Here is an 18978-nt window from a genome sequence, read left to right as displayed (position 1 = left end):
TTCTCGCGCCGTTCGCGCGAGCCATCCGGAAACGAAACAAAAAGGGCGGCCGAGAGGCCGCCCTTTTTCACAGGGATTGCGATCAGGCGCCGAGCGTACCGGCCTTCGCCGCGGCATAGCGCTCCGCGATCTTGGCCCAGTTCACCGTATTCCACCACGCCTTCAGGTAATCCGCGCGGCGGTTCTGGTAATTCAGGTAATAAGCGTGCTCCCAGACGTCGTTGCCCATCAAGGCCCGCTTGCCGTCCATCATCGGGTTGTCCTGGTTCGGGCGGGTCTCGATCGCGAGCTTGCCGTCCTTGGCTACGGTCACGAATACCCACCCCGAACCGAACTGGCGTCCGCCGGCGGCGTTGAAGTCGTTCTGGAATTTTTCCATGCCGCCGAGATCGCGGTCGATCGCCGCCAGCACCTCGCCCTCGGGCTTGCCGCCGTTCGGGCCCATGATCTCCCAGAACATGGTGTGGTTGGCATGGCCGCCGAGATTGTTGCGGACGGTGAATTTGATGCTGTCGTCCAGCGCATTCAGATTGCCGAGCACGTCCTCGATCTTCGCCGTGCCCAACTGAGGATGGGTCTTGGCGACGTTGTTGATGTTGGCGATATAGGCGGCGTGGTGGCGGTCGTGATGGATTTCCATCGTCTTGGCGTCGATATGCGGTTCGAACGCATTGGTCGGATAGGTGAGCGGCGGCAGCGTGAAGGGGCCGGTTGGGGCTGCGGCCGGGGCAGGAGCGGCGGCCTGTGCAAAGACAAGACGTGGGGCTGCGGCTACAGCCGCGATACCGGTTGCAGCAAACATCAACTGGCGCCGGGACATGGATGACATCGACTTCTCCTTACCTGTAGGTGAACCGGGTGAATATGTGTGAACGAACGCCGTAGGCGCTGCGCGCCGAAGCTACGGGCGGCGGGCGCGATCGGGTCTCGTTTTCTGCCCTCGTGAGCCTGCGACGTAATCGCACAGGTGCTGTGGTCTCGGCAATGTAACTCGGGCGAATAACAAAAAAGGGCGGCCGTTCGGCCGCCCTTTTGTTCACATTTTAGCGACGCCTTACTCGCCGGCGGCTTCGCGCTGCGGCGCTTCCGCCTTCTGCTTGGCCTCGAGGTCCTCGCCGGTCTCCTGATCGACCACCTTCATCGACAGCCGCGTCTTGCCGCGGTCGTCGAAGCCGAGCAGCTTGACCTTGACCTTGTCGCCTTCCTTGACGACGTCGGAGGTCTTCTGCACGCGCGCCGAAGCGAGCTGGCTGATGTGGACGAGGCCGTCCTTGGCGCCGAAGAAGTTCACGAACGCGCCGAACTCCATCACCTTGACCACGGTGCCTTCGTAGATCTGGCCGATCTCCGGATCGGAGGCGATCGACTTGATCCACTTGATCGCGGCCTTCATCGCCTCGCCGTCGTTGGAGGCGACCTTGACGGTGCCGTCGTCCTCGATGTTGACCTTGGCGCCGGTCTTCTCGACGATCTCGCGGATCACCTTGCCGCCGGTGCCGATCACTTCACGGATCTTGTCGGTGGCAATCTTGAAGGTCTCGATGCGCGGCGCGTATTCGCCGAGCTCGGCGCGGGCATTGGTCAACGCCTTGGCCATTTCGCCGAGGATGTGGATACGCCCGTCCCTGGCCTGGCCGAGCGCGACCTTCATGATCTCCTCGGTGATGCCCTCGATCTTGATGTCCATCTGCAGCGAGGTGATGCCCTGGTCGGTGCCGGCCACCTTGAAGTCCATGTCGCCAAGATGATCCTCGTCGCCGAGAATGTCGGACAGAACCGCAAAGCGCGAACCTTCCAGGATCAGGCCCATCGCGATGCCAGCGGTCGGCCGCTTCAAGGGAACGCCCGCATCCATCAGCGCCAGCGAGGCGCCGCACACCGAGGCCATCGACGAGGAGCCGTTGGATTCGGTGATCTCGGAGACCACGCGCACCGTGTAGGGGAATTCGTGGTGCGGCGGCAGAACGGGGTGGATCGCGCGCCAGGCAAGCTTGCCGTGGCCGATTTCGCGGCGCTTGGTGCCGCCGAGGCGTCCGGTTTCACCGACCGAGTAGGGAGGGAAGTTGTAGTGCAGCAGGAACGTCTCTTTGTACGTTCCCGACAGCGCGTCGATGTACTGCTCGTCCTCGCCGGTGCCGAGCGTGGTCACGACCATCGCCTGGGTCTCGCCGCGGGTGAACAGCGCCGAACCGTGGGCGCGCGGCAGCACGCCGACTTCGGCGATGATGTTGCGCACGGTCTTGGAATCGCGGCCGTCGATGCGCTTGCCGGTGTCGAGGATGTTCCAGCGAACGATCTTGGCTTCGAGTTCCTTGAACACGGCGGCGATGCGCAGCTTGTCGTATTTCGGCTCCTGCCCTTCCGGGAAGTAGTGCGCCATCACCTTTTCCTTGGCCTTGCCGACCGCGGCGTAGCGGTCCTGCTTGACCGGGATCGCGTAGGCGGAGCGCAGCTCCTGCTCGATCAGGCCGAGGATTTCCTTTTCCAGCGCGCTTTCGTCGACGATCTTGACTTCGCGCGGCTCCTTGGCGGCCTTCTCGGCCAGTTCGATGATCGCCTTGATCACCGGCTGGAAGTGGCGATGGCCGAACATCACGGCGCCGAGCATGATGTCTTCGTTGAGCTCTTTCGCTTCCGATTCCACCATCAGCACGGCATCCGCGGTGCCGGCGACGACCAGGTCGAGCTGGGTCTCGACCATTTCGTCGAGCGTCGGGTTGAGCACATATTCGTCGTTGATGAAGCCGACGCGGGCCGCGCCGATCGGGCCCTTGAAGGGAGCACCTGATATCGTCAGCGCCGCCGAGGAGGCGACCAGTGCCAGGATATCAGGATCGTTTTCCATGTCGTGCGACAGAGTCGTCACGATCACCTGGGTTTCATTGCGCCAGCCGTCGACGAACAAGGGACGGATCGGGCGGTCGATCAGGCGGGAGACCAGCGTCTCCTTTTCGGTCGGACGGCCCTCGCGCTTGAAGTAGCCGCCGGGAATGCGGCCCGCGGCGTAGGTCTTTTCCTGATAGTCGACGGTCAGCGGCAGGAAATCGACGCCTTCGCGCGGCGTCTTGGCGGCGACGACGGTGGCGAGCACGATGGTCTCGCCATAGGTGGCGAGCACGGCGCCGTCGGCCTGACGGGCGATCTTGCCGGTTTCCAGCTTGAGGGGACGTCCACCCCAGTCGATCTCGACGGAATGCTTATTGAACATAGTGGTTTCTTTCATGGGTTCACGAGAGAGCGGGGCCCAAAAACACAAAGACCATGCGCAAGATTGCGGGACGCTGATCGCAATACGAGATCAGCGTTCGGCGATCCTGCCATGGTCTTTATCTTTCGGATGGCGTCCATCCTCTCGGCAGTCACGGGCACCTTGCCCTGTCCAGCGGCCGGATTGCTGCTGGACGTTTGTCGGGCATGATCCATTTTCGGATGATGCCCTTGCGCATGATCGTCTCCGAACAATTCGGAGTCCGTCTCCCGGAAGATCATGCGAAAACGCGCGCAAACTGCGCGCGCGTACTCTCAAATCAACGACGAATGTTATGCTTTTCGAGCAACGCCTTGTAACGCGCCTCGTCCTTCCGCTTGATGTAATCGAGCAGGGAGCGGCGTGTTGCGACCATTTTCAAAAGACCTCGGCGCGAATGATTGTCCTTCACGTGGGATTTGAAGTGCCCGGTGAGGTTGTTGATGCGTTCCGACAGGATCGCAACCTGAACCTCGGGCGAGCCGGTGTCGCCGGCCTTGTTGGCATTCGTCTTGATGACTTCCGCTTTGCGTTCGGCGGTAATCGACATCGTCAAACTCTCTCATTGCTGCGACCGGGACTGGCAGTCAGCCCGGTCAGGTTGAACACGCGCTTGGGGATGAGTTCGCCATTGCCAATTTCGGCGAGGGCCAGAAGCCGGCCTGCCACCGTGACATAGACTGTGCCGCTACTATTGGGCGCATCCCGTCCGCGCAACAAAACGGCCTGGCCCCTGTGGAGCCTTGCCGCATCAGCCCGTGTGACGGCCAGTGCCGGGATGTCGTCCAGCGCGGTCTCAACGGGCAAAAGCGCGTCGGCGAGGCTTCCCTCGCCAGACGCGGCTCTATTGCATAAAGCCTCCAACTCTTCCAGCGGAATCATGTCCGCCTCGCGGAACGGGCCCACCAACGTCCGCCGCAACGCGCAGATATGGCCGAAACAGCCCAGAATCCGGCCGATATCGCGGGCCAGCGCCCTTACATAGGTGCCCTTGCCGCACTCGGCCTCGAACACGGACTGTCCGTTATCTCCATGTTCTACAAGGGCTAATTCGTGAATTTCGATCGGCCGGGGCTTCAATTCAACGGTTTCGCCGTCCCGCGCCAAGTCATAGGCGCGTTCGCCCTGGACCTTGATCGCGGAATATTGCGGCGGGATCTGCTCGATCAGGCCGGTGAACTGCGGCAGCAGGGCCCGGACCGCGTCGGCCTGCGGCCGGAGCTCGCTGGTCCTGACCACCCGGCCCTCGGTATCGTCGGTATCGCGCTCCTCGCCCCAGGCCACCGTGAAGCGGTAGCGCTTGCGGCCGTCCATTACGAAGGCCACCGTCTTGGTGGCCTCGCCCAGCGCGATCGGCAGGCCGCCGGACGCCAGCGGGTCGAGCGTGCCGGCGTGGCCGGCGCGCTTGGCCTGGAACAGGCGCTTGAGCACGGCAACCGCGTGCGTCGAGGTCATGCCGATCGGTTTGTCGAGCACCACCCACCCAGCCGTGAACGTCGCGCTTGTCGCGCCGCGGCTGGCTGTTCTGGCGCGGCTGCTTGGTGTGGCGCGGATTGTTGTTGCTGCGGCGTTCGCCTTCGCCGGCGCGACGCTCGTCTTCGCCAGCGCGGCCCTCGCCGTCGCCGGCGCGACGTTCATCGTCGCCAGCGCGACCTTTGTCGTCGCCACGCGGCTCACCTGAAAAGATATTTTTTTCGGCGTCGTGCGAATCGGCAGTTTGCTGCGCGATCCCGCCGTTGGCGGTGGGCATAGTCATCACTTGTCGTCCGAATCGGGTGCGAGGTCTCTTTGCACCGCAGGTGTTCTCAGTAATTTCTCGATCCGTTCCGCTTCGTCGAATCGTTCGTCGACGCGAAAGCGAAGGTCAGGAGCAAATTTCAGGTTAACGCGGTGCGCGATCTCGCCGCGCAGGAATTTTTTGTTGCGCGCGAGCGCCGCGAGCACGACATCGGTATCGCGGCCGCCGAGCGGCATCACGTAAATCGTCGCAAGCTTCAGGTCAGGCGACATCCTCACCTCGGGAACGGTGATGATTTGGCCTTCGAGATCGGGATCGTGCACATGACCCTGCGACAGAATATCGGCGACGGCATGGCGCACGGTCTCGCCAACGCGCAATTGCCGTTGCGAGCCGCCGGGGGCGGAACCCTTGGTATGATGGCGGGGCATTGTCGTCCTTCGAAAACAAATCGTCATGGCCGGGCTTGTCCCGGCCATCCACGTCTTTCTCGCTGCTGATTTCTCAAGACGTGGATGCCCGGCATAAAGCCGGGCATGACGTCGACCTACTTCAATATCCTTCTGACGAAGCTGTAAGGTTCCGACTTACAGGCTGCGCTGGATCGTCTCCACGCGATAACACTCGATCACGTCGCCGGCACGCATGTCGCCGTAATTCTCGAACGCCATGCCGCATTCCTGGCCGGACTGTACTTCCTTTACTTCGTCCTTGAAGCGCTTCAGCGTCGAGAGCTTGCCTTCATGCACGACGACGTTGTCGCGGATCAGGCGTACATTGGCGCCGCGTTCCACGGTGCCGTCGGTGACGCGGCAGCCGGCGACCTTGCCGACCTTGGAAATGTTGAACACTTCCAGGATCTGCGCATTGCCCAGCATGGTTTCGCGCAGCGTCGGCGCGAGCAGGCCGGACATCGCCTTTTTGATATCGTCGACGAGATCGTAGATGATGTTGTAGTAGCGGATCTCGATGCCGTTGCGTTTCGCGGCAGCCGCAGCTTCCTTGTTGGCGCGCACCGAGAAGCCGATGATCGCGGCGTTGAAGCCTTCCGCCAGCGTGACGTCGGATTCGGAGATGCCGCCGACGCCTGCATGCAGGATGCGGGCGGCGACCTCGTCGGTGCCGAGCTTTTCCAGCGATCCCAGGATCGCTTCGAGCGAGCCCTGCACGTCGGCTTTCACGATGAGCGGGAATTCCTTGCGGCCCGCGGTCTTGAGCTGCGACATCATCTGTTCGAGCGAGCCGCGCATGCCGGAAATCGAGGCGGCGGCGTTCTCGCGCTTCTGGTGGGCGCGATAGCTCGTGACCTGACGGGCGCGGGCTTCGTTCTCGACCACAGCGAGGCGGTCGCCGGCTTCCGGCGGGCCGTTGAAGCCGAGCACCTCGACCGGCACGGAGGGGCCGGCTTCGTCGAGATTCTCGCCCTGGTCCGAAATCAGCGCACGGACGCGGCCCATTTCGGCGCCGGCCACGATGATGTCGCCGACCTTGAGCGTGCCGCGCTGAACCAGCACGGTGGCCACCGGACCGCGGCCGCGATCGAGCTTGGCTTCGATCACGGTGCCTTCGGCCGGGCGTTCCGAATTGGTCTTGAGGTCGAGCAGTTCGGCCTGCAGCGCGATCATCTCGAGCAGCTTGTCGAGATTGGTCTTGTTCTTGGCGGAAACCTCGACGTCGACGACTTCACCGCCGAACGATTCGACCTGAACCTCGTGCTGCAGCAGTTCGGTGCGTACGCGCTCCGGCTTGGCGTCGGGCTTGTCGATCTTGTTGATCGCGACGATCATCGGAACCTTCGCCGCCTTGGCGTGGTTGATCGCCTCGATCGTCTGCGGCATGACGCCGTCATCGGCTGCCACCACCAGGATCACGATATCGGTGACCTTGGCGCCGCGCGCGCGCATCGCGGTGAACGCGGCGTGGCCGGGCGTATCGATGAAGGTGATCTTCTTGCCGCTTTCCGGCGAGGTCACCTGGTAGGCGCCGATATGCTGGGTGATGCCGCCCGCTTCGCCCGAAACCACGTTGGCGTGGCGAAGCGCGTCGAGCAGCGAGGTCTTGCCGTGATCGACGTGGCCCATCACGGTGACCACCGGCGAGCGCGGCTCGGTATCGGTGGAATCGTCGACGACGTCGAACAGGCCCTCTTCGACGTCGGACGCGGCGACGCGCTTGACGGAGTGGCCCATTTCCTCGGTGATCAGTTGCGCAGTGTCGGCATCGATCACGTCGGTGATCTTGTGCATCGCGCCCTGCTTCATCAGCAGGCGGATGACGTCGACCGCGCGCTCCGACATGCGGTTGGCGAGTTCCTGGATCGTGATCGCTTCCGGGATCACCACTTCACGAATAAGCTTTTCCTTCGGCTCGTTGGCAGCGTGGCCCTTCAGGCGCTGGGTGCGGCGGCGGAACGAGGCGATCGAACGCTCGCGCACGTCGTCGGCATTGAGCGCGGTGACCAGCGTCAGGCGGCCGCGTTCCTTCTGCGGACCCGGCTTCTGGGTCGTTTTCGGGGGCGTCACGGCACGGACGGCGCCGCCGGGGCCGCGGCGAATCTGGCGCGGACCTTCGTCTTCATCGGAACCGTCGGCAGCAACGCCCGGGGCGCGCGCGGGCGGAACTGCTGCTGCAGTCGGACGGGCGCCAGCCGGGCGGGCTGCGGCCGGTCGGGCCGCAGCGGTCGTCGGCGCCGTCGCGGGCTTGGCCTCGGCCTCGCCAAATCGCTTCTTGGCCTCGACTTCGGCCTTGCGCTTGGCTTCCTCTTCCAGCCGGTGCCGTTCTTCCTCGGCCTTGCGGCGGGCTTCGGCGGCTTCGCGTTCGGCCTGCTCGATCCCTTCCTTGCTGGCGCGGCGCCTGGCTTCTTCCTCGGCCAGCCGCCGTTCCTCGACTTCGCGCACCTTGGCGTCGGCCAGCGCGCTTGCGCGCGCCGAACGCTCGTCTTCCGTCAGGGTGCGCAGCACCACGCCGGAACCGCCGCGCGGTGCGCCGGGCGTTGCCGCAGGGCGGGCGAGGGGGGCAGCCTTTGCGGGCGCCGCCTTGACGGCGGCCGGTTCGGGCGCATGCGTTTCAGTGGCGGGCGCATCGCCGCCAACGCGGCGCTTGCCACGCTTTTCGACCACGACCTGCTTGGTCCGGCCATGGCTGAAGCTCTGGCGCACGGTGCCCGTCTCGACCCGCGGCTTCAGCGTCAAGGTCTTGGTCGGAACACTCAGAGTCTTGTCGCCAGGCGTTTTGGTATCAACCATTCAGCAGTCCTAATCTCGTTACGTCGTGCGCATCCGCACATTCATTGAAGCAAAGGCTTCGGAACCAATCTTCGTCCGTCAGAATTTCTGGCCGCCGTCCCCGGTCTTGTCGTCATCGTCCATCCGGTATCGAACCAGGATATGGCAGCGCGACAGGAACGTTTTGCTCGCCGGGCCCGCGAGCAGCGCAGCATGTATCACATTTGACCGGCCCAGTGCCAAATCCAATTGTGCCGAGGTTAAAGCGGTAACGATCGGTAAACCCCGCGATTCACCGATATTTCCGGTCCTTTGCCCGGCGATAGCGTCCAATTTGCGGATTCCGTCGGCCGCGCCGTCGGAAGCGTGAATCAGAGCTTCGGCCCTGCCCTGTTCGAGCAGGCCCTCGACCTTGGCAAAGCCCGAAATGACCTGACCGGCCTTGGCCGCCATGGCCAGCGCCTCGGTACAGCTTCGTTCCAGCAGGGCCTCGGTATCGGCGGGAAGGGTCGCCGCGGCGCGAACGTTGCGCTTGAAGCCTCTGCTAAATTGGTGACGCCGCACCGCTTCTGCAACCGTCCGGCGCGAGGCCTGGACCCACAGGCCGCGGCCGGGCAGCTTGCGCTTCAAATCGGGGATTACTTCGCCCGACGGGGCGACCACAAAGCGGATCAGCTCGTCGATCGGGCGGACCTCGCGACTGACCGCGCACATCCGCATGGTCGCGGACTTGTCGGTCCGCGGCCCACGGTCGAGATCGGGGTCAGCCAAAGCGAGCATGCCTGTTTAGTGGCTCCGGTCATCTGCGCACGGTCGGCGCGCAGAAAAGATTTTCGGCTTTGCGGAACACCCGCATTACGCCGTCTGGTCTTCGGTGGTCTCGGCCGCCTCGGGTTCCTTGGCGAGTTCGGCTTCGGTGATCCAGCCGGCAATGACGCGGGCCTGCATGATCATGCGCTCGGCATCGTCGCGTGAGACCTCGTTGGCGTCGAGAATGCCGGGGTGCTTGGTCGGCTCGCTGCCTTCCTTGCGCTCGGTCCAGCCGACCAGATCGTCGGTCGCACAGCCCGCCAGATCCTCGACGGACTTGATGTCGTTTTCGCCGAACTTGACCAACATCTTCGAGGTCACGCCGGGCACCGTCTTCAAAGCATCATCCACACCGAGTTCCTTGCGCTTGTTTTCCAGCTCGGTCTCGAGCTGTTCCAGATATTCCTTGGCCCGGCTCTGCAGCTCGTTGGCGGTTTCCTCGTCAAAGCCTTCGATCCCGGCCAGTTCCTTGACGTCGACCAGCGCGAGTTCCTCGACCGAAGTAAAGCCTTCAGACGCCAGCAACTGGCCGACCACCTCGTCGACGTTCAGCGCTTCCATGAACACCCGCGTGGAGTTCTCGAAGTCGGCCTGGCGGCGCTCGGATTCTTCCTGTTCGGTGAGGATATCGATATCCCAGCCGGTCAGTTGCGAGGCGAGGCGGACGTTCTGGCCGCGGCGCCCGATCGCCAGCGAGAGCTGGTTGTTGGTGTCGGGAACCACTACTTCGATCCGCTCGCGGTCCTCGTCGATCACGACCTTGGCGACTTCGGCGGGCGCCAGCGCGTTAACGACAAAGGTCGCGATGTCGGGCGACCACGGAATGATGTCGATCTTCTCGCCCTGCAGCTCGTTCACCACCGCCTGCACGCGCGAGCCGCGCATGCCGACGCAGGCGCCGACCGGATCCACCGAGGAATCCCTTGAAATCACGCCGATTTTCGCACGTGAGCCGGGATCGCGGGCCACCGCCTTGATCTCGACGATGCCGTCATAGATTTCCGGCACTTCCTGCGCGAACAGCTTTGCCATGAATTGCGGATGGGTGCGGGAGAGGAAGATCTGCGGTCCGCGGGTTTCGCGGCGAACATCGAAGATGTAGGCGCGGACGCGGTCGCCGTTGCGGAACACCTCGCGCGGCAGCATTTCGTCGCGGCGTATGATGGCTTCACCGCGGCCGAGATCGACGATCACGCTGCCATATTCGACGCGCTTGACGACGCCGTTGACGATGTCGCCGATGCGGTCCTTGAATTCCTGGTATTGCCGGTCGCGCTCGGCCTCGCGCACCTTCTGCACGATCACCTGCTTGGCGGATTGTGCGGCGATGCGGCCATATTCCAGCGGCGGCAGGGTGTCGGCGATGGTGTCGCCGACCTGGGCGCCAGGGTTGGCGCGCTGCGCGTCCGCCAGCGAAATCTGGTTCGAGGAGTTCTCGACCTGCTCGACGACGAGCATGTGGCGCGACAGCCGCAGCTCACCCTTCTTGGCGTCGATCTCGGCGTGAACGTCGGTCTCGCTGCCGTAACGGGCGCGGGCCGCCTTGGCGATGGCGTCCTCCATCGCAGCGATCACGATCCCGCGGTCGATCGACTTTTCGCGGGCGACCGCGTCTGCGATCTGCAGCAGCTCGAGTTTGTTGGCACTGACGGCCATGGCTAGTCTCCTTCAGTAGGATCGGTGTCGCCCCTGCGCAGTCTTTCTGCGGCGAGGCGGTGTTTCTTTGTATTGGTCGGCTCCGGCTTGTTGCCGGCCTTGCTCGCGATCTTGGGCTTCGGCTTGTTGCTCTTGGCCGGATCGCTCTTCTTCGCGTGCGGCGGCGGTGGCGGCGCCAGCCCGAGATTCTGCTTCAATTCGCGCTCGGCCTGCTTGCCGCGCCGCATCGATTCCGCAATCAATTCGTCGGTCAGAACCAATCGCGCGTCGGAGATGTCTTCCATCACCAGCAGCACGTCGGCATCTTCGCCCGCGCGTATGTCATCCCGATGTAGCCGCACGGCATCGCCTTCGACGCCGGCCAGGAGCCCGCGGAAACGCTTGCGGCCCTGATGGGCGACCGCCATTTCGATTTTCACGAGATGACCGGCGTAGCGCTCGAAATCGGAACGGCGCACCAGCGGGCGATCGATGCCCGGCGAGGATATCTCAAGCCGGTAGGCGCGGTCGATCGGATCGGCGACGTCGAGCACCGGCGATAGCGCCCGCGAGATCGCCTCGCAATCCTCGATCTGCATCGTACCATCAGGCCGCTCGGCCATGATCTGCACCGTGCAGCCGGCCTCGGCTGAAATCTTGATCCGGACCAGCCGGTAGCCCATTCCCTGCAGAACCGGTCCGGCCACCGCCGATACCCGCGCGGCCGCGCCCGGCTCGACGACGAGACGGGGCTCGGCCAAGAGGTCGGCATCCACAGAACCAGCAGTTGGATCGGTCATGTCCAGGGTCAAAAGTGTCTTACTTGCATGGGTTTAGGCCGGGCCTTAACCGGCGGTCCGGCCGGTTCCCTTAAACCGCGCCTGACGCCCATTCTGGGCAGGGGTAGGTTCAGGTAATAAAAAAGAGCGGGTCCCGGGGGGCCCACTCTCAATACGCGATCGTATGAGAACCATAAGTTGCCGCGGATATAGCGCTTTTTGCGCAATCCGACAAGGCCCGCGATCCCGTTAAGTCCGATTTTGCCAAGCTTTGAAGGCCGGCGCCAGGTCTAACCCTTCATTCACGAACGCTGCCTAGATTTCCCGAAAACCAGCCAATTCAGGCCGGTTTGGGCGGGCTCATGATAATTTCACCATCGTTGATCCCGGAACTCGACGACATCATCAGTCGCGGCGACCCCAAGCGCCGCGCCGATGCCGCACGCCGCATCAGCGAGCTTTTCCTGCAGGGTGCGGCGAGCTTCCGCTCCGATCATGTCGATCTGTTCGACGGTGTCCTGACCAGTCTCGTGCCGCATGCCGAGCTGGCCGAGCGCGCCGAACTGGCCGAGCGTCTGTCGGTGCTGGCAAACGCGCCGCGCGGTTTGGTCGGCCAACTCGCCCATGATGATGAAATTGCCATCGCAGGCCCGCTGCTGCGCCGCTCGCCGCTCATCGACGAAAAGATGCTGGTCGAAATTGCGTCCGTGAAGGGCCAGGGCCACTTGCTGGCGATGGCGGAACGGCCCACGCTTTCAGCCGATCTCACCGACGTCATCGTCGCCCGCGGCGACCGCAACGTCGTCAGGCGTGCCGCCGGCAATGCGGGCGCCGCCTTCTCGTCGGACAGCTATTCGACGCTGATCAAGCGCGCCGGCCAGGATGGCGTGCTGACGATCAGGCTCGGCCAGCGCGACGATCTGTCGCCTACGCAATTGAAGGACCTGCTCTCCGGCTCCATCGACGTCGTTCGTCGCCGCCTGTTCCAGGTCGTCAAGCCCGAGCGGCAGGCCGACATCAAGCAGGCGATGACCGCCATCACCGGCCCGTCCGAGCGCGAGGACCGGCGCGACTTTATGTCGGCGCAGCGCACCGTGCTGAAGCTCCACCGCGAAGGCATGCTCGGCGAAGGCGCATTACTCAACTTCGCCAGGGCCTTCAAATACGAGGAGTCGGTCGCCGCGCTGTCGGCGATGACCGGCGTCAAGATCGAAACCCTCGACCGCCTGATCAGCGGCGACCGCTACGATCCGATCCTGATCGCCGGCAAGGCCATCAATATCGAATGGGCCACCGTGCGCGCGCTGATCCTGCTTCGGCTCGGTCCGAACCGGACCACGTCCCCCGCCGACATCGAAAACGCGCGGGTGAATTTTACGCGCCTGATGCCATCGACCGCCGAGCGCGTCGTCGCGTTCTGGAAGACGCGGTAACGGTCTCGCCTTTCGTCATTGCTATCGGGCGTGAACGCCGCAAGCGCATGATGTGGGAAATGACCGATACGAAGCAGGCGGATGATGGGACAATAAACTCTCGCCGTCATGGCCGGGCTTGTCCCGGCCATCCACGTCTTTGCCGCCGCACGGCCTGTAAGGCGTGGATGCCCGGGACAAGCCCGGGCATGACGAGCTGATGAAGTTCGCCTGAATTCTCAGATCCGCCGAAACCGCAAATACGCCGCCACCCGTCCCTCGCGCTCGGCCTTTCGCCCATAGCGCGTCATGGTGTAGCCGTCCCACGGCCTTTGCCAGTCGGCGGCGCGTTCGGCAGTCCAGAGAAAATCCGGCGATCGCATCAGATGCGCCAGCGTCCAGGCGCAGTAATCGTCGATGTCGCTGACGAACCGAAACTCGCCGCCGGCCTTGATGATGCGCGCCATCGCCTCGACCGTCGCGTCCTGCACGAAGCGCCGCTTCCAGTGCCGCCGCTTCGGCCAGGGATCGGGATGGATCAGGTCGATCCGCGCCAGCGATCGTGGCGGCGCCCAGGCCAGCAACTCCGCGGCATCGCCGGCATAGAGGCGGATGTTGCTGATGTTGTGCGTCTCGATCTGCGTCAGGATCTTGGCCATGCCGTTGACGTAGGGCTCGCAGCCGATGAATCCGATCTTGGGAAAGGCTTGCGCCTCCGCGATCAGGTGCTCGCCGCCGCCAAATCCGATTTCGAGCCTGACATCCGCAGGTCCATCGTCGAACAGCTCGGCAAGCCGCGCCGGTGCGGGCGCCCCGATATCGAGCGCCAGTTGCGGCAGCAGATTGTCGATCAGGTCGGCCTGGTGGATGCGGAGCTTGTGGCCCTTGCGGCGGCCGAAGAACGAGCCGCGCGCATGTGCCGACGCGCCGTCATCCGGCGTCGCGTCGCGGTCGCCGGTATCGCGCGGAGCGGTCATCATCGCAGCGTCTGATAGAGACGGTACAACAGCCGCGCTCTCGGCTCGATCGAGGAGATGTACATCTGCTCGTGGTGGGTATGTGCGCCCTGGCCGTCGACGCCGAGCCCGTCCAGCGTTGCGGTATGCGGCGCGGTGAAATTGCCGTCGGAGCCACCGCCGGTCGACGTATCGACCAGGTCGAAACCGATCTCGGCCGCAATCGTCCTGGCGTGCTCGTAGAGCGCGGCGCCGGCATTGCTCTTTTCGTACGGCGGGCGATTCAGCTCGCCGATCACCTTGACGGTGACGCCCTCGGTGCGCGATTTCAGATTGAGGATTTTCGCCGTGAGCTCGTCGGAATCCGATATCGTCGGTACGCGCAAATCGACCTCGGCATAGGCCTCCTCCGCGATCACGTTCGGCTTGGTACCGCCGCGGACCACGCCGACATTGACGGTGATGCCGCGCGCCAGATCGTTCATCGCCTCCAGCGTCTGGATGACGTTGCCGAGTTCGCGGATGGCGCTGCGGCCGTCCTCGGGCCTGGTGCCGGCATGCGAGGGCACGCCCTTGATGAAAACCTCAAAGCGCCCGACGCCCTTGCGCCCCGTCACGATCTTGCCGCCGTCGCGCGCCGGTTCGGTGACCAGCACATATTTCGCTTTCCGCCCCTCGCTCTCAATCAGCGCACGCGAGGTCGGACTGCCGATCTCCTCATCAGAGACATAGAGCTGGGTGATGCCGAGCGACGGCCGCGCGCTGTCGGCGCAAACTTGCCGAAACGCATGATAGGCGAGATAGGCGCCGCCCTTCATGTCGTAGATGCCTGGGCCGAAAGCGCTGTCACCCGCAATCTTGAACGGCAGGCGCTCGATGAATCCAAGTGGATGCACCGTATCGAGATGGCTCAGCACCAGGATGCCCGGTGCGTCCTGCCCCCATGACGAGCGCGCCACCAGATGATCGCCGCAGCCGGAGTGCCCGGCGATCCGCTCCACGGTCGCGGGCAGGCCGCGATAACCTTCAGCGACGAGGTCGGCGAGCTTGTTGACCTGCTCGGGCGCTTCGGTCGGGGTCTCGATCTCGACCCAGCGGCGGATGCCCGCGAGGATCGGCGCAGCATCGAATGGATTGGCTGTCGTCATGTCGTATCCGATACCGCGTCATTTCACGATGCGCAATTTCGCACCGGGAAATGATGGCATATTCCAGAGTACGAAATTCTCAAACCGGTGCGGATGAAAATCAGCGCGGGTCGGGGCCGTCGCGCGACGCGATCTGCTCGACCAGCTCGACGATGGAGCGCCGCATTTTGGAATCGCTGATGCGCGTGAACGCGCGCGTCAGCGCGAGCCCCTCCGATGTGGCGAGGAAATCTGACACGTAGGCCGGGGAGGCGCCTTCGGAGAAGCCCGCGCCATTCACCGCGCCGCTCGGCCCGCCATCGAACAGAAACGACACCGGGACCTGCAATATTTCGGAGATCTGCTGCAGGCGGCTGGCGCCGACCCGGTTGGTGCCTTTTTCGTATTTCTGAACCTGCTGGAAAGTAAGGCCGAGCGCTTCGCCCAGTTTTTCCTGGCTCATACCCAGCATGATACGGCGCATCCGGACGCGGCTGCCGACATACTTGTCAACCGGATTGGGCGCTTTGGTGGAGGTGGACATCTGCATCACTCCTGGGATGGGCGCCGGGAATAAGGCAGTGGAAGGCTGTGCCTCAGGCGCCGGTACCGTCAAATCCTGCTCGGAGGATCGGGTAGAATTGCGGGACGATCTGAGCAATGAAGTGACTGGTTGTTGTTCTTGGCTTGCAGCCGCAGAAAGCGAATCGCAGCCGCGATGTCAACAGGTGGAACCGCGCAGCAGCGTTTTTTAGTAAACCAGTGACAATCAGCGATGAGCAAATCTCAGGCAGCTTGCTTTGCAGCGCGGCGCCTGACGACGAACAGCAGGGCGGCGGCCACGATGATGGCAGCCGGAATATCTCCAAGACGAGCATAAACCGTCGGCGGCAGCGCCGACGGCAGGCCGGCATCCAGCACGCCTTCGATGCCGAGGCCGAGCCGTGCCACAATCCGCCCCGAGGGATCGATCACCGCCGAGATGCCGGTGTTGGCGGCGCGCACCATCGGCAGCCCTTCCTCGATCGCACGCAGCCGCGCCTGCTGCAGGTGCTGGTAGGGGCCCGTCGAATTTCCGAACCAGCCGTCGTTGGTCAGGTTGACGATCCAGCCGGGGCGATCGTCACGCGCTGCCACATTTCCGGGAAAAATCGCTTCGTAACAAATCAGCGGCAGCGCGCGCGGCGCATTCGGTATCTCCATCGCGCCGTGCCGCGTGCCGGGAATGAAGCCGCCATGCACCTTTGTAAGCTGCACGAAGCCGAGCTTTTCCATCCACTCCTGAAACGGCAAATATTCGCCGCAACGGCACCAGATGCAGCTTGTCGTAGACCGACAGCACGCCACCGTCATGGTCGATCAGATATATCGAGTTGTAGGCACGGCTGACGCGGGCGCCGGGCGGTCCGTCCGGGGCGCGCACCGAGCCGGTCATCAGCACCGTGCCCTTCGGCAGCAGCTCGGCGATCTGCGCCATCGCGTCGGCCTCCCGCGTCAGGAAGAACGGGAAAGCCGATTCCGGCCAGATCAGGATCTGCACGTCGCGCACGCCGGTGGATTGCGGTCCTGAAGCGCGGTCGGACAGAGCAAGGTATTTCTGCATCACTTCCGCCTTGGCGGCGTAGTTGAATTTGACGTCCTGCTGCAGGTTCGGCTGCATGATGCGCAGCCTGACCTTGGTCATGGCGGTCGGCTGCAGCGACAGCCGCACGGCGCCGTAGACACCCATCACCACGAGCAGCGACAGCGCCGCCGCCGGCGCGATCCAGGGCTTTCGACCGCGCGAAGACCCGTCGATCAGCGCCGCCGGGCTGGCAAAGATCGCGACGCTGAGGAAAGTCATGCCCCACAGCCCGATCAGCGACGCCGCCTGCGCCAGCGCCAAGGGCTCCGACAGCGCGTAACCGAAGGCATTCCACGGGAATCCTGACAGCGCATAGCCGCGCAGCCATTCGCTGACCGTGAGCCCGATCGCGAGCGCCAGCACCCGCGAAGCATCCCGCGTCCAGATCAGGCGCGCCAGCGCGAAGCCGAGCGCCGGAAACAAGGCAAGGTAGGCCGGCAGGCCGAGCACCGCGAACGGCATCAGCCAGGCAAAGGTCGGCGCATCGACCAGGAAGGCGTTGCCGGTCCAATAAAGCCCGGGCACGAAATAGCCGAGCCCGAACCAGAAGCCCGACGTCGCCGCCGCCGGCACACCGCGCCATTTTCCGGCCGCCGCCCCGTCGATCAGCCAGACCGCGACCGGAAAGGTCACAAACAGCACCGGCCAGGCATTGAACGGCGCCATCGCAAGCACTGACAAGGCACCCGCGGCCAGCGCGATGATCGCGCGCTTCCAGCCCCAGGCCAGGATGATCGAAAGTCCCGCGAGGCGGAATTTGCTGGTTGGGATCACTGCGAGCCGGCTCCATCGCCGGAGGTCGGCGGTGTATTGTCATTGGTCGGCGGCACGTTGGTATCGGGCGCGGCCTCGCGGCGGCTTCGCTCGCGCGTCGCGCGCGTCGCCGGGCGCTCTTTCCGAATCCCGATCCGCAGCCGCTTGACTCGCCGCGGATCGGCATCGAGCACCTCGATCTCGAAATTGCCCGGGCCCGCAATGACTTCGCCGCGCACCGGCAGGCGGCCGACTTGCGCCACCAGATAGCCACCCAGCGTCTCGACTTCCTCGCCGGCCTCGCCGGTCACGAATTCCTCGCCGATCATCTGGCGCGCATCCTCGAGGCTGGCGCGGGCGTCTGCGATGAATGCATTGTCGCCCTGCCGGATGATCGACGGCGGCTCGTCGCTGTCGTGCTCGTCGTCGATCTCGCCGACAATCTGCTCGACGATGTCCTCGATCGACACCAGCCCGTCGGTGCCGCCATATTCGTCGACCACCAGCGCCAAATGGATGCGCGAGGCCTGCATCTGCGCCAAGAGATCGATCGCCCGCATCGACGGCGGCACAAACAGCAGCTTGCGGATGATGTTGGCCTCCGCCAGCGGCATTGCGAGGTCGACCGCGCGCAGGTCGAGGCCCGCCGGGAACGGCTTCTTGCGCTTCGGCTTGGTGGTATCGCCGACCCGCGCCTTCGCGGTCATGAACGCCAGAAGGTCGCGGATGTGAACGATGCCTTCGGGGTCGTCGAGGGTTTCGTTGTAGACCACGAGCCGCGAATGCGCCGCGCTTTCGAACAGGCTCATTAGCTCGCCGAGCGGAATATCCCGCTTCACTGCGACGATGTCGGCGCGGTGCACCATCACATCGGCGATCCGCCGTTCGTTCAGGCCGAGGATGTTGCGCAGCATGGTGCGCTCGATGGCGGAAAAGCCGACATCATCGGGGGTGGAGGCGTCGAGCACGACCTGAAGATCGGCGCGCACCGATCCCGCCCTCCAGCCGAACAGCGTACGGATCGCGCGCATCAGCCAGTTGTCGGCGGCCGGGCGTAGCACCTCGCCTTCCTTCACCACCGCCGGCAGGTTGGGCGTGTCGCGCGGGTTGTCCTGTATCGGGTCGGAGTCCGGCATTTTCAGTCTATCCGCTCCCGGTCCGCGTAGGGATCTCGATCCGTATACGGATCGGGAATGCCGAGCTGGGCGAGAATCTCCCGTTCGAGATCTTCCATGGCTTCGGCGTCGGCGTCCTTTTCGTGGTCGTAGCCGATCAAATGCAGGAAGCCGTGGACCGCCAGATGGCTGAGATGATGATCGAACGGCTTTTCCTCGTCGTCGGCCTCTTTCCGCGTAGTCTCATAGGCGATCGCGATATCGCCGAGCATCCGCGGCGCGTTAGGGGGCGCGCTCGCGGTCGGCTGCAATGCCGGAAACGACAGCACGTTGGTCGGCTTGTCGATGCCGCGCCAGTTATTGTTGAGCGTGCGGATGCCGGCATCGTCGGTCAGCATGACGGCGAGCTCGGCCTCGGCGACATCGGCCTCGGCGATTTCGGCTGCCGCATTGATGGCGCGATGGATCACCGCCTCGGCCTCCGGCTCGGTCTGCCAGCAATCGGCGACGACGAGAACCTCGATAAGGGGAAGGGCGGACGACACGGGCGTTCCAGCG

General features: G+C 64.1%; 14 protein-coding genes and 2 pseudogenes. 1 reads left to right on the top strand and 15 read right to left on the bottom strand.

Annotated elements, in window-relative coordinates; translation table 11 throughout:
- Positions 1-82: 82 nt before the first annotated feature.
- The 9 genes and pseudogenes from V1279_RS34585 to rimP form a co-directional block, all read right to left on the bottom strand.
- Positions 83-829: a superoxide dismutase gene (locus tag V1279_RS34585; RefSeq protein ID WP_334445230.1), complete on the bottom strand. Its 747-nt coding sequence runs from the start codon at positions 827-829 to the stop codon at positions 83-85.
- 225 nt (positions 830-1054) lie between these two features.
- The gene (gene pnp / locus V1279_RS34580; protein WP_334445228.1) at positions 1055-3208 is read right to left on the bottom strand and encodes a polyribonucleotide nucleotidyltransferase; all 2154 of its coding nucleotides are present in this window, start codon (positions 3206-3208) and stop codon (positions 1055-1057) included.
- A 319-nt stretch (positions 3209-3527) separates the two neighbouring features.
- Positions 3528-3797: a 30S ribosomal protein S15 gene (gene rpsO, locus V1279_RS34575; RefSeq protein WP_074272228.1), complete on the bottom strand. Its 270-nt coding sequence runs from the start codon at positions 3795-3797 to the stop codon at positions 3528-3530.
- A 2-nt stretch (positions 3798-3799) separates the two neighbouring features.
- Positions 3800-4817 (bottom strand): annotated as a pseudogene (truB, locus tag V1279_RS34570) (tRNA pseudouridine(55) synthase TruB); the annotation flags it as partial.
- A 185-nt stretch (positions 4818-5002) separates the two neighbouring features.
- The gene (gene rbfA, locus V1279_RS34565; RefSeq protein ID WP_334445226.1) at positions 5003-5416 is read right to left on the bottom strand and encodes a 30S ribosome-binding factor RbfA; all 414 of its coding nucleotides are present in this window, start codon (positions 5414-5416) and stop codon (positions 5003-5005) included.
- Between the two features lie 156 nt (positions 5417-5572).
- The gene (infB, locus tag V1279_RS34560) at positions 5573-8230 is read right to left on the bottom strand and encodes a translation initiation factor IF-2 (protein WP_334445224.1); all 2658 of its coding nucleotides are present in this window, start codon (positions 8228-8230) and stop codon (positions 5573-5575) included.
- 78 nt (positions 8231-8308) lie between these two features.
- Positions 8309-8989: an RNA-binding protein gene (locus tag V1279_RS34555; protein ID WP_334445222.1), complete on the bottom strand. Its 681-nt coding sequence runs from the start codon at positions 8987-8989 to the stop codon at positions 8309-8311.
- A gap of 75 nt (positions 8990-9064) precedes the next feature.
- A complete protein-coding gene (gene nusA, locus V1279_RS34550; RefSeq protein WP_334445220.1) occupies positions 9065-10675 on the bottom strand; it encodes a transcription termination factor NusA in 1611 nt (536 codons plus the stop codon).
- Positions 10676-10677: 2 nt separating this feature from the next.
- A complete protein-coding gene (gene rimP, locus V1279_RS34545; protein ID WP_334445218.1) occupies positions 10678-11454 on the bottom strand; it encodes a ribosome maturation factor RimP in 777 nt (258 codons plus the stop codon).
- 341 nt (positions 11455-11795) lie between these two features.
- On the opposite strand from rimP, the gene V1279_RS34540 reads away from it, so the two are divergent.
- A complete protein-coding gene (locus V1279_RS34540) occupies positions 11796-12866 on the top strand; it encodes a DUF2336 domain-containing protein (protein ID WP_334445216.1) in 1071 nt (356 codons plus the stop codon).
- Between the two features lie 218 nt (positions 12867-13084).
- Here the strand turns inward: V1279_RS34540 and trmB are convergent, their stop codons facing one another.
- From trmB to ybeY, 6 genes and pseudogenes are all read right to left on the bottom strand, one after another.
- The gene (gene trmB / locus V1279_RS34535; RefSeq protein WP_442894929.1) at positions 13085-13822 is read right to left on the bottom strand and encodes a tRNA (guanosine(46)-N7)-methyltransferase TrmB; all 738 of its coding nucleotides are present in this window, start codon (positions 13820-13822) and stop codon (positions 13085-13087) included.
- Positions 13822-14949: a M20 family metallopeptidase gene (locus V1279_RS34530; protein ID WP_334445212.1), complete on the bottom strand. Its 1128-nt coding sequence runs from the start codon at positions 14947-14949 to the stop codon at positions 13822-13824. The genes trmB and V1279_RS34530 overlap by 1 nt, the downstream gene beginning before the upstream one ends.
- 100 nt (positions 14950-15049) lie before the next feature.
- Positions 15050-15472, bottom strand: a complete 423-nt coding sequence (locus V1279_RS34525; protein WP_334445209.1) for a helix-turn-helix domain-containing protein — start codon at positions 15470-15472, stop codon at positions 15050-15052.
- A gap of 242 nt (positions 15473-15714) precedes the next feature.
- Positions 15715-17326: pseudogene (lnt, locus tag V1279_RS34520) on the bottom strand (apolipoprotein N-acyltransferase).
- A complete protein-coding gene (locus tag V1279_RS34515; protein WP_334445207.1) occupies positions 17323-18441 on the bottom strand; it encodes a hemolysin family protein in 1119 nt (372 codons plus the stop codon). The pseudogene lnt and the gene V1279_RS34515 overlap by 4 nt, the downstream one beginning before the upstream one ends.
- Before the next feature lie 2 nt (positions 18442-18443).
- Positions 18444-18965, bottom strand: coding sequence for an rRNA maturation RNase YbeY (ybeY, locus tag V1279_RS34510; RefSeq protein ID WP_334445205.1), 522 nt, complete (start codon positions 18963-18965; stop codon positions 18444-18446).
- Positions 18966-18978 lie beyond the last annotated feature (13 nt).

This window comes from Bradyrhizobium sp. AZCC 1610 (genome assembly GCF_036924515.1).
GTDB lineage: Bacteria > Pseudomonadota > Alphaproteobacteria > Rhizobiales > Xanthobacteraceae > Bradyrhizobium.
The sequence above is the reverse complement of the archived record's forward strand: the minus strand, read 5'-3'. Positions and strand labels throughout refer to the sequence as shown.